At 44.5% G+C, this 14,452-nt stretch carries 10 protein-coding genes and 1 tRNA gene; 4 read left to right on the forward strand and 7 right to left on the reverse strand.

Features of this window, described 5'->3' with window-relative positions:
- The first annotated feature begins 130 nt into the window (after positions 1–130).
- Positions 131–1,042, forward strand: a complete 912-nt coding sequence (locus tag V202x_RS22875; protein ID WP_145179146.1) for a hypothetical protein — start codon at positions 131–133, stop codon at positions 1,040–1,042.
- Here the strand turns inward: V202x_RS22875 and V202x_RS22880 are convergent.
- The 5 genes from V202x_RS22880 to V202x_RS22900 form a co-directional block, all read right to left on the reverse strand.
- Positions 1,039–2,196, reverse strand: a complete 1,158-nt coding sequence (locus tag V202x_RS22880; RefSeq protein ID WP_145179147.1) for a glycosyltransferase — start codon at positions 2,194–2,196, stop codon at positions 1,039–1,041. The genes V202x_RS22875 and V202x_RS22880 overlap by 4 nt on opposite strands.
- A 75-nt stretch (positions 2,197–2,271) precedes the next feature.
- Entirely contained in the window at positions 2,272–5,010 is a 2,739-nt protein-coding gene (locus V202x_RS22885) for a M16 family metallopeptidase (RefSeq protein ID WP_232098647.1), read from the reverse strand.
- 133 nt (positions 5,011–5,143) lie between these two features.
- A complete protein-coding gene (locus V202x_RS22890) occupies positions 5,144–6,055 on the reverse strand; it encodes a rhomboid family intramembrane serine protease (protein ID WP_145179148.1) in 912 nt (303 codons plus the stop codon).
- Between the two features lie 54 nt (positions 6,056–6,109).
- Positions 6,110–7,072 (reverse strand): hypothetical protein, encoded by a 963-nt coding sequence (locus V202x_RS22895; protein WP_145179149.1) that lies wholly within the window; start codon positions 7,070–7,072, stop codon positions 6,110–6,112.
- A gap of 95 nt (positions 7,073–7,167) precedes the next feature.
- Positions 7,168–9,480, reverse strand: a complete 2,313-nt coding sequence (locus V202x_RS22900) for a tetratricopeptide repeat protein (RefSeq protein WP_197993051.1) — start codon at positions 9,478–9,480, stop codon at positions 7,168–7,170.
- Between the two features lie 212 nt (positions 9,481–9,692).
- Here V202x_RS22900 and V202x_RS22905 point away from each other — a divergent pair, with 212 nt between their 5' ends.
- Positions 9,693–11,132: a sulfatase gene (locus tag V202x_RS22905; protein ID WP_197993052.1), complete on the forward strand. Its 1,440-nt coding sequence runs from the start codon at positions 9,693–9,695 to the stop codon at positions 11,130–11,132.
- A gap of 355 nt (positions 11,133–11,487) precedes the next feature.
- Positions 11,488–11,721: a carbon storage regulator gene (locus V202x_RS22910; protein WP_145179152.1), complete on the forward strand. Its 234-nt coding sequence runs from the start codon at positions 11,488–11,490 to the stop codon at positions 11,719–11,721.
- 217 nt (positions 11,722–11,938) lie between these two features.
- Here V202x_RS22910 and V202x_RS22915 read toward each other — a convergent pair whose 3' ends face one another.
- Positions 11,939–12,265 carry a hypothetical protein gene (locus V202x_RS22915; protein WP_145179153.1) on the reverse strand — a complete coding sequence of 109 codons (327 nt, stop codon included), beginning with the start codon at positions 12,263–12,265 and terminating at the stop codon, positions 11,939–11,941.
- Positions 12,266–12,406: 141 nt separating this feature from the next.
- Positions 12,407–12,480, reverse strand: a tRNA-Arg gene (locus V202x_RS22920).
- Between the two features lie 314 nt (positions 12,481–12,794).
- On the opposite strand from V202x_RS22920, the gene V202x_RS22925 reads away from it, so the two are divergent.
- Positions 12,795–14,450, forward strand: a complete 1,656-nt coding sequence (locus V202x_RS22925) for a Na/Pi cotransporter family protein (RefSeq protein ID WP_145180755.1) — start codon at positions 12,795–12,797, stop codon at positions 14,448–14,450.
- The last annotated feature ends 2 nt before the right edge of the window (positions 14,451–14,452 follow it).

A 14,452-nucleotide genomic window follows, 5' to 3' on the forward strand; every position in this document is an offset into this window, starting at 1 on the left:
TTGGCTATGTTAAATTAAAAGAAAAGGTCAATTCCGAGAAACCAAGGTAACCAGTTCTGGATTGAGAATCAAGCATTGAACAGAATTAGAAATCCACTGATTCTAACGAGTTCATTTAGAAATCAGTAACATGAGCTTCAAATCAACTTTAAAAAAAGCAGTTTCTTACTGTGTAAAATTCGATCTCATCTGGAAAATCCTCAATGCAACTTTTCTGCAACTGGCTCGATTTATCGAATGGGAACATCACACTCAAACAGTACGCTTGAAGGGGATCCCTATTGAAGTGGAAGCAATAGAACGTTTTTGTCCGGACTTCATTGTAAAACGCGGCCCTTTTGCAGGACTAAAATATCCAAGCTCAACAATCACCCGTGGGACTTTCAAGGACATCACTTATGCGGAAATCAATCCTGTTTGCGGCAATCTCTTTCCCAAATTGATTGGTTCTTACGAGTCTGAACTGCATACTACCATTAGTATAATCAGTGACCGTTCCTATTCGGAAATTATCAATGTCGGTTGCGCTGAAGGATATTACGCAGTTGGTTTCACATTAAAATTCCCGGAAGCCAGAATATACGCTTACGACGTCAAACAGCTGGCACAAGAGCATTGCTTACGATTGGCCCAATTGAATCACTGTGAACAAAGAATTGAGATCAGTGACTTTTGCAGCCCGGAAACCTTATTGTCCATTCCCATTTCAAGCAGAGGACTCATTATCTGTGACTGCGAAGGATATGAAGCAGAACTCTTTTCTGATCGAGTGATTGCACATTTAAAAAAATGTGACTTGCTAGTTGAACTCCACGATTTTATTGATCTAAATATTTCAAATAAAATCAAACAGCAATTTGCTGATACTCATGAGATCACCATTATCAAGAGCATAGATGACCTCGAAAAAGCGCGAACATACTCAATCGCAGAATTAAAAGACTACGATCTCAATGATCGGAGAGAACTATTGCGTGAAAATCGTACCTGCATCATGGACTGGATCTTTCTGACACCGCTAAATGAAGAAAACTCACCTTAGTCATCACACACACTTTCAAACAGCGTTTCTAATTTCTTTATCGCCGAATCATAACCAAACATATTCTCAATACGTTCGCGAGCAGCCGGGACCAACGCCTGCCAGACATCATAATGTGAAACCGCATCAAAAATAGATTCTACCAGAGCCTCGACATCGCCTGGCTGAACGAGCCGGCCATACTCTCCATTCCCCAGAATCTCCGCAGGACCACTAGGAGAATCAGTTGAAACAACGGGAATCCGACAAACCATCGCTTCTGCCAATACCAAACCGAACCCTTCATACAATGAAGGCAAACAAAACAGTTGTGCTTCACGATAAAATTGAAAGGGATTGCTTTGATAACCTTCCAAGACAACATGGTCACTCAAACGCTTTTGTTTGATCTGTTCCAGTAATGCTTCGCGACAGGGACCTTCCCCCAGAATATGAAACCTTAAATTAGTCAAACCCCGATCATAAACCAGCTTCGCAGCCGCGTCGATCAAATACGAAATTCCTTTCTGGTGATGAAGCCTCCCACAGCTTACGATATGAAATTTTTCTGAATCCAGTTGAAGCGTTCCCTGTTGATACAGCCGATTAATTCGTTCGATATTAATGGGATTGTAATGAGTTTGAACCAGTTCAGGATCTAAATCGTAACAGGTAATTGCTGCTTGTCTTACTCCTTCTGAAACGGCAACCACAGTCTGTGCAGTTTGATAAGCGCGCTTTAAAATCCGTTTCTTGAAGAACTGAAAACGGCGTTCTGTACTTATAAAATCATTTTCGGGATCACAGACAATTAATGAGATTCTGTTTGACTTTGTCTGTGCGGTCGCAGGCCCTGCAATCAGTGTCATGTGGAATGTATGATCGAATACCAGATCAATCTGCTGCTCTTGAATGACTGCCACCAGGTCAGCCACTAGCTGTTGATGGATTCTCCCCGGCCAATTCCACCGAGAAACTGGCTTCCGTAAGTTGAAAGCAAAAACGGGAACATCTTCAGGAAGCTCACTAAGAAGCGAACCTGTGTGATCAACAAGATACAAGAGCGGGGTAAACCGCTCTCGATTGAGTTTTGCCAATTGATCTAACAGCACACGCTCGGCTCCACCTCCTCCTAAGCTTCCAATTGCAAAAAGAATGCGAATCTTCTTTGTCATCGAATGCTTAAACTAACTCCATTAAGAGGAACCGAGCTTCCTTAACTCCGTCAATCAGAACCGAAATTCGCAGCACTAATCCGTCAAACTACCCGAAACAGTAATGATTAGATTCTCAGGATGAATATATTTTGCAAACGCCTGCTGTGCTGCTTCAGCCGTCACAGCGTTAATTTTTTCCTCCAACTCGGAATAATATTTCATATCCCGTTTGGCAAATAAATTCGCAGTTAGAATCGAAGCCAATGAAGAATCGTTGGTTCGCGAGACTTCCTGCTGTTCCAGATAACCTTTCTGTGCATTGGCAAGCTCTTCCTTGGTGATTCCCTTGGAGCTTAAAAGGTTGAGCTCTTCTTTGATCGCCACTTCTACTTTATTCATGTTTGCAGGATTACAACTGGCGTAAATCGAAATCGAGCCTCGCTCATCAATCGAGTCAGCGTGAATGAATGCACCGACACCATATGCCAGGCCTTCTTTCTGACGAACACGATCACCCAAACGGGATGAGAGGCCGCTTGACCCCAGTACCGAACCTGCAACGATGAGGTCGGGATAATCGGGAGAGGACGTATTCATCGGAAATGTCAGACCTGCGAAATAAAAGGCATTCGCTTTGTCCGGAATGATAATCTCTGTGAAGTTACCAGGAATCTGATGTGCCATAGCGGGAATATGCTTGTAGGCCGCTTTGGACTCCCAATTCTCCAACATCGAATTGAGTTGTGAAAATGTCTGATCTTCAGCAAAATCACCAACGACGGCAATTTCACCAACGGATGCCCCAATAAAGTTCTCATAAAGTGATTGCAGGTCACTCTGCGTTAATGCTTTAATTCGCTTAATCTCCTGGTCAATGTCAGGTACATAGCGAGGGTCTTCAACAGAGTAAGGTCGAAGCTGTCGACGGACCGACAGAATCGCCCGCGATTGCGGGTCAGTCTTTTGTTTCTCAAGCATCGCGATTTGCTGAGTTTTGAGAACTTCCAGTTCTGATTCTGGAAGAGTGGGCTCACGTAAAATGTCTTTCAGAATGTCTAAGACTTTACCCAGATTTTCCCTGCGAGTTTTTATGCTTGCATTTATTTGACCGGGAGAACCAGAAATACTTAATTGTGCACGTAATTTATTCAGTGCATCCTCAATTTCCTGACGAGTCATCTTCTTCGTCCCCCGTTTCATCACCACGGGTAGGAATTCACAGGCGAGCCGTTTTCCATTCAGGTTTTCCAGGTTGCCATACCGCAACGTCATCTTCAAATTGACTTCTTCTCCACGTGTCTTCTTTGAAAGCAATGCGACCTTAACACCTGACGATAACGTTTTAAGGGTTGTCCGTTTATCAATATTTTCAGGAGAAACATCGAAGTCTTCTCCCATCGCTACCGTTTCACGCCCTTTATAGTCACCAATCATTTTCGCAATGTCGTTGACTTGCGGAATGGAAACTTTTTCACTTTTATCAACGGGGACAAAGATCCCCACTGTGCGGTTATTTTCTTTGAGATAGAGGTCCGCTACACGTTTCACATCTGCGGGAGTCACTTTTTCTAATGCATCGCGATAAAGAAATCGAAGCCGCCAATCTCCCATTGCGACCCACTCAGAAAGCTCGACTGCCAATCGGGAACTGTTATTTTCTGCCTGTTCGTATTGTTTTAACAGCTTCTCTTTGGCACGAGTCACATCGTCAGGAGAAATTCCTTTGTCAATGACAGTCTGAAGAGTGTCAAACATAATACCCAGAATCACTTGTGGATCATTCCCTTTAACGACTTCGACGATTAATCGTAAAACACCCGGGTCATGCAACGCGAAGATTGACCCTGAAACGCTGGACGCTTTTTTGGTCTTCACCAAAGCCTGATAGAGTACGCCCGATGGATCACTTGTGAGCGCAGATTCCAGTACATCGAGGGCAGCCATATCTTTGTGAGCAGCAGCAGGGATATGATAGACTACGCCGACAACAGGAACTTCTCCCACACGCCGCAGAGTGACAACCCGCTCACCTTCCTGAGGAGGCTCTTCAGTATAAGTCGAATCCAATTTTCGCTCAGGGCGCGGAATCGTACCAAAATATTGATTGATTAGCTTCAGAGCTTCTGTCTGATCAAACTTACCAGCGACAATTAAAACCGCATTATCAGGCTGGTAGTATTTCTTGTAAAACTTTTTCAAGCGATCAATGGGAACACGTTCGATGTCTGCCCGGTTACCAATCGTAGACTTTCCATAATTATGCCATTCAAAGGCGGATCCCATCACTTTTTGCATCAGCATCCGAGATGGGCTGTTTTCACCTCGCTCGAATTCGTTTCGTACCACCGTCATTTCAGAAGCGAGATCTTCCGCTTTCACATAACTATTCATCATACGGTCTGCTTCCATCTTTAAAGCAAACTCGAGATTATCCTCACTGGCAGGCAACGTTTCGTAATAGTTGGTTCGGTCAAACCAGGTGGTACCATTGAATTGGGCACCACGCGCCTGTAATTCTTTGGGAATATTTTTATGTGTGGGAGTCCCTTTGAATAGCATATGCTCCAGCAGGTGAGCCATACCCGTTTCCCCATATCCTTCATGTCGCGAACCGACTAAGAGAGTCAGATTCACCGTGACCTTGGGACTGGAAGGATCTGGAAAGAGCAACACTTTCATCCCGTTTTCCAGAGAGTATTCGGTAATGCCTTCTACCGTTCGCACTTTTTCAGGAGGAGCAGGGGACTTGGCAGCTGAAAGAAATGAATTTGATGCAAAGCTCATTACTAAAAATACCCCTGCAGTTAAACTCCATTTTTGACGATTCATCATTCGAAATCTCGCTCCACTTGAGAGGGTAAGCAATATTGTTTGTCCTTAACTCAACTGTGTTTAATGTCCAGTTTGGGAATTATAGGCAAATCCAGGAATGCCAACAATCTCCGACTATTAGAAATCATGGAGATCATCTTGATTTACCAGCTTGTTTTAAAAATGTCGTTGCAACACCGATTGCCATGCCGGTCCCCAATCCAAATCCATGTGCCATATTTGCAACCGGTCCAACAAACCCAGTCATGCAGAGAAAAAACCATCCGATCAGAATAAAAACCATGTTGGGTGGTACAAAGAAATACGATTGCGGATCAAATTTACTTTTCATCCACATATACCCAAACATTCCATACACAACCCCCGAGAGACCTCCAAAACTGGGACCGCTCCAATAAAACTGTGCCAGATTAGAAGGAATTGCCGTTAATAACACTAATAATAGTAGCCGACCGCTCCCTCGATTGGCCTCAATAGCACCTCCCAACTGGTAAGTCATGATGCAGTTGAACACAATATGCATGATCGAGAAGTGAATGAAGATTGGTGTTACCAATCGCCAGACCTCACCTTCCCGGACGTCAACCAGGCGTTTGTCATATCTGATCATATCGCCTGAAACTTGAAAGGAACAAATACTCAATGCCTGCCTGACTTGAGTCTTAGATTCATCGGACTGCATGAAAAGAAACACAACCACACTGATACCAATTAGCAATGAAGTCACAGGACAACGGCTCGTAAAGGGACGATTCCAGGTTTCGCGAACGTCGACTTGACGACTCTGGTTCTCGCGCACTTTTTTGATTTTTTCTTCACGAATTGAATCCGCCTGCTGAGAAACTCCCTGATATTTTTCAGCTGAAGAGTTCTCTAAGAATTCATCTAATTCTGATTTAGACTGTTCCACATGATCTTCATCGTATACCCAAACAGTCCATTGATCGGAGGCTGACTCAACAGTGACATCAATTCCCTTTGTTAGCAAATAATCTCTAAACAAATTTGCCTGCTGCCCTGATTCGAGCGAGCCTATTTTTCTCATCGTGATTTCAATCTATGCTTGAATCAAAACTGCACTAATCGTCTTGTGACCGGCTTATTCTTGTGCCAAGGCAGATAAATGTTTCCTGACTGATTTTTGTAATGATTCGTGATCTGTCCAGGGAGCATAATGCGCCCGTATGATAAATCCATAGGCTTTACCAACTTCGTAATTGGGAATAAACCATTGGAAATCCCAGGCTGGATTGAGTCGCCCCCCTCCTGTCGGAGACTGAGCAAACCAGATATGATCACGATCACGAAAAATCTGAGTATAAGAATATTTCCCACGAATACCATAGTACCAGGGTTGGGAATACACATAGTCAGAAGGGTGATTCACGAGAGTGAGGGGAAAATCGGGAGCGAAATTGGGATAAAACAACACATTCAACGGTGGGTGAGTGCTGTTGACACCATGTGAGGGAGTTCTGGCAGTAATCAAAGTTTCCCTTTTAGCTAAATTCGCTATTGATTTTCCATAAAAGTTAATTCTGCGATCTTCCGGTGCTTGTATATAGCTGGCCCAAAACAAGCCGATATAACCATTCTTGAATCGATCCGCATGCGGAATACATTCAAACGTATATTCGATCGTACCATCTTCCAAAATCTGATAGCGTCCACAGCTCTCCAGTTTCCAATTTGGAGTCGGAGCCTGATAAAGTTCCACCGTATCATCTGAAATGATTCGCAACTGCATCGGGAATTTACGCGGTTCGAATTTCTCTTTGAGTGTAGGAGTTCCATCATGAATATGTTCAAAATTCAATCCTGCTAATGAGGGGACAAAGAGATTATCGCTTTGGTCTCGATGTTTCAGGAGAGCCAGACCGTTATAGCCGGCACGATGCCCCGGTAGTTCTTTTATATCCACAGCTGCATTATCAACGACAATCGCCGTGTTCGGCCCGCGTTTTAAAACGACATAGTGCTGATCAGCCACTTTGTATTTGACTTGAGAATTTGTCAGACTTGTCACCCCGGGAGCACGGTAAAGGTGAGTTCCTGACATCATAGTCACAAACCCCGTTAATATGAAAACATAAAAAAAATATTTCATCAAGCGCACGTTAATACTCCCCGTTCTCAATCAATTTTGTTTGGAGCCAATTATTCAGGTTGCTTCACTGTTGTTAAAAAGTTTCTGAATTCATGGATACGGCGTAAATCAAACCCTTCAGGTGATTTTTCTAATAGGTAATCGGCATCCATAATCGCTTCCGTGATCCGTCCCGTCTGGTACCGCAAAACGGCGCGCAACCAGCGTTCCTGAAGCAGGTCGTCATCGATGGCGATCATCGTTTCGACATAGCGTAGCATGGAAGGAATATCTTCACGATCTCGGGCAAGATTTAACAAATTTCTCAGCATACGTTTAATAATGTCTTTTTTGGTCTGAGCTTTCAGAAACGCAGCATCAAATTGACCCTGGTTTGCATTTAGAATCATGATTTTGGCAGCTTCATCACTCAGGATTTTGCCCCCTTCGAACACATCAATTAATTGCGTTTTCTCTTCTTGAGAATCGACACGTACGACAAAATGACCGGGAAGCCCAACCCCTTCAATATTGACCCCCAACCGCCGCCCCATTTCCATATAGAGAATTGCCAGAGTGATGGGAAGTCCTTCACGGTCATCGATTGTCTCATTAATATAACTGTTGGATTTGTTATAATAATTGGTACGGCTGCCATGAAAACCAGTTTCGAGGAACAGATACCGGTTCAGTGCATCGAGCTTGATCTGTTGATTTGCATTCTCAGGCAACGAGTTTTGCACCTCTGCCACCATGCCTGCCACCTGATTGAGATATGACTTGAGTTCCACTTCAGAATTATCCAGTCGGGCCACCAACAAGGCAGCCGATAATAAATCGATGTCTGCTTCTTTTTTTCCAACAAACAGTTTTGCGAGTTCATTTCGTACGACGCGTTCATGGATGGACTGCGCTAACTGCTGCAGACGTTCTGCCTGCCTTTTGAGCAACCGGGCCCTCTCCTGCAGTGCTTGTTGTGCACGTGTTTCATCTGTCGCTTTCACAACCTTTTCGATGAGTTCATCCAAAGGGGGACGATCAACTCTGAGGTCCTCCGTCAGATCCAGAATTTTTTGTGCCGTCTCTTTAGAAGGGCGATACGGTTCAATCCGAGATGCGACTTGAAATCCTCGAAATGTCGCAATCGTATTCCGAAATTTCGCAAGGCCGACTTTTCCAGTTTGATACTGTCTGTCTTTGATTTCAAATACCTGCTGATCATTGATGAAACATAATGTACGATCTGCCTCAAGCCTGACTTTTAGATGGTTCCATTCTCCCTGACGATAGAAAGGACTCTTTTTTTCTTCGAGAACATGCCAGGAGAAGACATCTGCACCATCAAAACGACTGATTCGTAAATTTTTATTACTCGGATAAAATCCATAATGCTTCGTTTTTTCATCGGAATAAAAAATGAGACCAGCCGCTCCCGATTCATCATCCAGCTTTACTTCGACTGCAATTTCATAAGGCAGTTCTGGTAAGTCTTCCTGTGAAACACATAACGAGCGGCTACCTAATCCAGTGCCAAAACCATCAACCATAATGCGCCCCGCTCGCTGTCGCCAACGCGAACCAAACAAAGGCTTCCAATGCTGTTCATCCAATGTCCCAATGGTTAACCAACGATTGATGGGAACAGGATTTGGTTTCTCTAACAGCACTTTGAGCGCACTGATATTGACGGCATACCCTAAGTTTCGAGTCACCGCTGATTTCAACGTAACAATACCCTGAACACGGCCTAAAGAGTCCAGGACGGGACCTCCGCTATTGCCCGGTTCGATAGGAATCGCCAGTTGGATCATTGGCTTTCCCTCAATTTCCCTCGTCCCTGAATTCACACCTTTCACAACACTGTAACGAAGCCCTTGTGGATTACCGAGTGCCACGACTGCGGCCCCCTGTTTTAAGGAATCGGGTTCTGCTAAAGGAAGTGGGGTCAGATCCTTGGCCTCTATTTTCAACACAGCCAGATCCATCTGACGATCAGTGGCATAAACCTCTTTCACGTCGTATTGTTTCCCGTTTAAAAATTGAACGGAGATCGGCCGCGCTTCTCCAATCACGTGCAAATTCGTAGCGATAAGCCCCTCTGCTGCAATCACAAAACCGGTCCCCAGTCCAGCCTGTTTTCCATCTCGTCCAGCAAAAGAGACAGCGGCTACGGATTCTTTTGCGTATTCAGCAATTTGCTCGGCAGTCATTTCCTGAGAGGAGGTTGATGTACCGATCGCAGGACGCTTGGCAACAATCGGTTGTTCAGAATTGGTTTCTGCAGCAAAAACGACTGGCGTCAAAAACAAAACACAAAAACCAGACAACACAATCCCACCTCGTCTGTGATTGAGTTGCGCAATCGGACTTTGACGTTTGACCATCTGCAGAAATCCCATTAGTAAGAAATAAGATGAACGAGCGATATATCAGTCACTATTGTATTTTCTTGGGCGACAGAATGCAAAAAAGAACACCTGAATTCGTATTCATTGGAAAAATGGTCTATCAAGATCACACTTGACGGCCCTGTTCGTACATGACAAGCTGGTGTCCACGAATTGTCATTAATCTGGAAATAAGTAAGGTAAATCACATGTGGAACTCTCTGAAACCTTTTCTATTGCTATTGGCCATTTTAAGTTTGTCCAGCAACGTAGTCGATGCAGCCACACAACCGAATATCCTTTTCATTTTTACAGATGATCAGGCTCCCTGGGCTTTGGGACGTTCCGGTCATCCTCACGCACACACCCCACACATCGATCAAATTTTTCAAGAGGGTGCCTATCTGATTAATTCCTTTACGACAACACCGGTCTGTAGCCCTTCACGTGCCAGCTTGATTACAAGTCGGTATGGCAGTGAAGTTGGCATCACCGATTGGATCAACCCTCGTGTCGAACCCAAGCATGGGCTCAATCCAAAAATCACAACCTGGATGCACCTGCTGAAAGAATCAGGCTATCGTACCGGACTCATTGGAAAATGGCATCTGGGTTTGCTTGACAAACAGCATCCGACAAAATTCGGGTATGACTATTTTATGGGATTTCGTGGAGGAGGAAATGTTCCCAAAGATCCGAAACTTGAGGTGAACGGCAAAGAAACCAAACTCAAAGGATTACTTCCAGACATTCTTGTCGATGATGCCATCCGGTTTATCGGACAGGAGCAGGGGATCCCCTTCCTGCTTTCGCTGCATTTTCGCGCCCCGCATGCACGCTGGCTGCCAGTTGCCGCTGAAGACTGGCAACCCTTCGAAAATCTTGATCCACAAATTCCGAATCCAGACTATCCTGACCTCAACGTAAAACGAGTCAAAACAATGACGCGTGAATATCTGGCAAGCGTCGCCAGTGTGGACCGCAACGTTGGTCGCCTGCTTGAAGCATTAAAAACACAAAATTTGCACCACAACACGATTATCATTTTCTCCAGCGATCATGGTTATAACATGGGACATAATGGGATCTGGCATAAAGGAAATGGTCATTGGGTCCTCAACACGAAACCGAAGGCAACCAAAAATATTCCCGCAGGACAACGCCCGAATATGTACGATCATTCGATCAAAGTCCCAACCGCAGTCCTTTGGCCGGGAGTCACGCAACATAATCAGCTAGTCAAACAAACGGTTTCCAACCTGGATTGGTTTCCAACGATATTAGAAATGGCCCACGTTGCCAAACCAGATCAGTTAACACTCCGTGGCAGGAGTATTGTCCCGTTGTTAAAAAATCGAAATGTGAATGACTGGGACAACGGATTCTATGCAGAGTATAGCACCAAACATCAGTCAAAGACGCACATGCGTATGTTCCGCACCCCGGAATGGAAGCTGGTCCGTGACTTCTTGAATCCCGCCAGAGATGAACTCTACAACCTGACTCAAGACCCGGAAGAGACCACGAATCTGATTGATTCAGAAGATTCGAAAACAGTTAAAATGAAAGAGAAATTACATCAAAAAATTCTCTCTCACTTGAAAGCAAACAACGACAAAGTTCTAGATCAAATAAGACAGGGGACTTAACACCGGCGAATTATAAAATAAACCGAAACTGCTCTTGCAATAAAAAACTGAGGAGGTATATTTCCCTCAGCAATCAACTACTCGCCCGGCAGGTGCCGGCCGCATGCTCGCCGCTGGAGGTGCGAGCCTTACTAACTAGCGACGCGATAGCAATATTTTGCTGCGGTTAAGCTGAAGACTCAGTTTGACAGCGATTTTGATTGCCTTTGTCTACATTCAGACTTTTTGACTGTTTTGACTACGAAATGGAAGTGTCCTTGTAAATATTTGGCAAGGTCAGTCCAAGCTCGGCTTGGCAATTCAAAAGAATTTTGAAACATGTTCCTATTCCACCATGACAAGAAGGAGTCTTTCAATGTTGGTCTTATCCCGCAAAACCAATGAATCCATTCAAATTGGTAACAATATTCATGTTACAGTTTTAGAAACGCGAAAAGGTGCGGTCCGAATTGGAATCTCGGCACCACCAGAAGTTCCCATTTCCCGCCCAGAATGTGCGAAACAAACCGTGACACAGGAAACGGCACTACACGATGGCACAAGAGAGAATTCGCAATTCTCACTTTCCTTTTGCGGAACGATTTCCTAAGAATGCTCGGTGATACATTTCAAACGAAGGAGAGTCACTATAGGCTTTCCTTCGTTTGTCTTTTACTGTTTTCTATTTGGAATCACATTCCAAACTCTTTTGCATCGCGACCTGATCCGAATGGCACTTTTTACTTCCACGTTAGTTAATTATCTTCTGTTCGAACTCTAACACCAAAGAGTGTTAATAAAAGGGTAATGTATCTAAAGGTTGCATCCTAATCCTCTTGCGACAAATGTGGAAATGCAGCTTTAATGTGCTCAGGGATAGGCTCGCCTTCTAAATGGTTAGTAATATCGGCTAATTCTGTTTGGTAGTTTTTTAAACGAAAAAAGAAATCTGTAATTTGTTCATTTACTTTGTGTGGTGCAAATTCAATTCTTGAAATTGCATCGATGTTATCTTCTGAATGGGATCCATGTAAAAGAAGGTTTTCATTAAATTCTTGCTGTTGCTCAGGTACTAATTTACCTTCATAGGCAGAGTGAATTAATTCTTCGAGATTTTTTCGAACATTGAGATCTTGTTGAAAATAAAACTCCATAGTAAACCTATATCTAGGGATGGAAAAAAAGAATCAGGTTCAATCCTGTTCGGCACGAACATGATTGACTTGCAAAGCCGCTGCACTCTAAAGCTACCCAGCTCGGATTCTGGCGCAGCACTCGCTAGATGAAGAAAAATATACCCCCGGCTGGGCTCGAACCAGCAACCTCTGGCTTCGGAAGCCAGCACTCTATCCAATTGAGCTACGGGGGCCTGAGAAGTTGAGCAACTGCTTGAAAAAGCCCTGTTTTCAGCCACTGCTGCTCTGATCCTGTCATTTGAATCAGGCTCTATGAACTGATTTACCGTTCATCAGGCGATCTCACAAGTATCAGCTCTCAAATTTTGATACTGAGTTGAAAGACTGCCCTGTCCGAGGCTTGTAATATTAAGAGATCTTCATAATAAATAGGCAGAATCTTAACATTTATCAATTCAAATGAACACCAAAGCGTACTCTCATTCCTCAACACAAAATGCTGGGGTTCTGAGTCAACACGACAGGGTCCCTGAATATTATGTTTGAAATGTCGACCACCCTCATTGGAGGTTTGGGAATTTTTCTCCTCGGGATGAAATACATGTCCCAGGGGCTGCAGTCCATTGCAGGAGCCAGTCTGAGAAGACTGATTGGCGCGGTGACCAATAACCGTCTTCTGGCCACCATTGTCGGATTTCTGGTGACGGTTCTGGTGCAGTCCAGTTCAGTCACGACGGTGATGACTGTCGGCTTTGTGAACAGCGGGCTGATGTCGTTGACGCAGGCGATCGGAGTGATCATGGGCGCCAATGTCGGGACGACTGTGACAGGCTGGATTCTGGTTCTGAAAATTGGCAAATACGGTCTCCCGATGCTGGGTGTCGCCGCATTTGTGTATCTCTTTACCAAACACGAAAAAGTGCGCTATACGGCTCTGGCAGTGATGGGCGTTGGGATGGTTTTCTTTGGTTTACAACTGATGAAAGAAGCCTGCAAATTCTTAAAAGACATGCCCGAATTTCAAGACTGGTTTCTTCACTTTACGGCGAATACCTATGTGGGGCTTTATCAGTGTATGCTGGTTGGCTGTATTTTGACGATTCTGGTGCAGTCCTCATCCGCCACGCTGGGCATTACGATTTCACTCGCGGCGACAGGCCTCATTCCTTTTGAAACGGCAGCTGCGCTGGTGCTGGGAGAAAACATTGGCACCACAGTCACCGCATTACTCGCCTCATTGGGTACGACCACAAATGCTCGCCGTGCCGCCTATTTTCATGTCCTGTTCAATATCAGCGGGGTGATTTGGATTTCGACAATCTTTTTCTGGTATGTCAAATTTATTCCCTGGCTGATTGATGCAGATGTTACAAAGGCCGTCATGGTCAATGGTCAGGCGAGTTATCCCGGTAGTGTCAAGGCGATTGCCGCCACTCATTCGGTATTTAATATTTTGAATACACTCGTATTTCTCCCCTTTGCGGGAAAGATCGCAAAGCTACTGACGCGCATTGTTAAAGATCAGCCTGAGGAAATTTCACACCTGACCAGCCTTGATATTCGCATTCTTGAAACCCCGGTTCTGGCCATTGAGCAGTCTCGTGGCGAAGTGATTAAAATGGGTGAAATCTGTGACGAAATGGCTCAAATTCTTAACCGGATTCTCTCACGAGAAAAGCCAGATCCGGAAGAAGTTGAGAAGCTCTTTCAAGATGAAAAAGAGCTGGACCGCATGCAGGATGAAATCACGCATTATATTACCCATCTCTTGTCGATGGATCTGCCACAGGAGATCATTTCAAATGGGCGCTGTCAGTTAAGAATGGCAGATGAGTATGAATCGATCAGCGATTACCTGGAGCGTATCGCGAAATTCAGGCTGAAACTGAATAAGCAGGGTAGGGTATTTGACCAGGCGCATAACGATTCGCTGCTCGATTTGCTCAACATGGTCGAGAAACAGCTGACGCATGTCACGAAGGCATACATCGAAGACAATGCTGATGTCGTGGCAGCGACTGTTCAATCCGGCGAAGAAATTAAACGCAAAGTCAAAACGTTGCAGCGAGAACATCTAGATTATTTGTCGGCGGAAAAAGTCGACCCCTACATCAATGTCTCTTACACATCAACTCTGAATGCATTGCGACGTGTGCGAGACCATGTTGTGAATCTGGCTGAAGCGATGGCTGGGGAAAAATAGTA

This window comes from Gimesia aquarii (assembly GCF_007748175.1).
Classification (GTDB): domain Bacteria; phylum Planctomycetota; class Planctomycetia; order Planctomycetales; family Planctomycetaceae; genus Gimesia; species Gimesia aquarii_A.

Excerpts from the sequence above, each read along its gene's own strand:
- V202x_RS22900 (WP_197993051.1), bottom strand. The coding sequence starts at position 9,480 with ATGGTCAAACGTCAAAGTCCGATTGCGCAACTCAATCACAGACGAGGT.
- V202x_RS22925 (WP_145180755.1), top strand. The coding sequence starts at position 12,795 with ATGTCGACCACCCTCATTGGAGGTTTGGGAATTTTTCTCCTCGGGATG.
- V202x_RS22910 (WP_145179152.1), top strand. The coding sequence starts at position 11,488 with ATGTTGGTCTTATCCCGCAAAACCAATGAATCCATTCAAATTGGTAAC.
- V202x_RS22875 (WP_145179146.1), top strand. The coding sequence starts at position 131 with ATGAGCTTCAAATCAACTTTAAAAAAAGCAGTTTCTTACTGTGTAAAA.
- V202x_RS22885 (WP_232098647.1), bottom strand. The coding sequence starts at position 5,010 with ATGATGAATCGTCAAAAATGGAGTTTAACTGCAGGGGTATTTTTAGTA.
- V202x_RS22915 (WP_145179153.1), bottom strand. The coding sequence starts at position 12,265 with ATGGAGTTTTATTTTCAACAAGATCTCAATGTTCGAAAAAATCTCGAA.
- V202x_RS22880 (WP_145179147.1), bottom strand. The coding sequence starts at position 2,196 with ATGACAAAGAAGATTCGCATTCTTTTTGCAATTGGAAGCTTAGGAGGA.
- V202x_RS22905 (WP_197993052.1), top strand. The coding sequence starts at position 9,693 with ATGTGGAACTCTCTGAAACCTTTTCTATTGCTATTGGCCATTTTAAGT.
- V202x_RS22895 (WP_145179149.1), bottom strand. The coding sequence starts at position 7,072 with ATGATGTCAGGAACTCACCTTTACCGTGCTCCCGGGGTGACAAGTCTG.
- V202x_RS22890 (WP_145179148.1), bottom strand. The coding sequence starts at position 6,055 with ATGAGAAAAATAGGCTCGCTCGAATCAGGGCAGCAGGCAAATTTGTTT.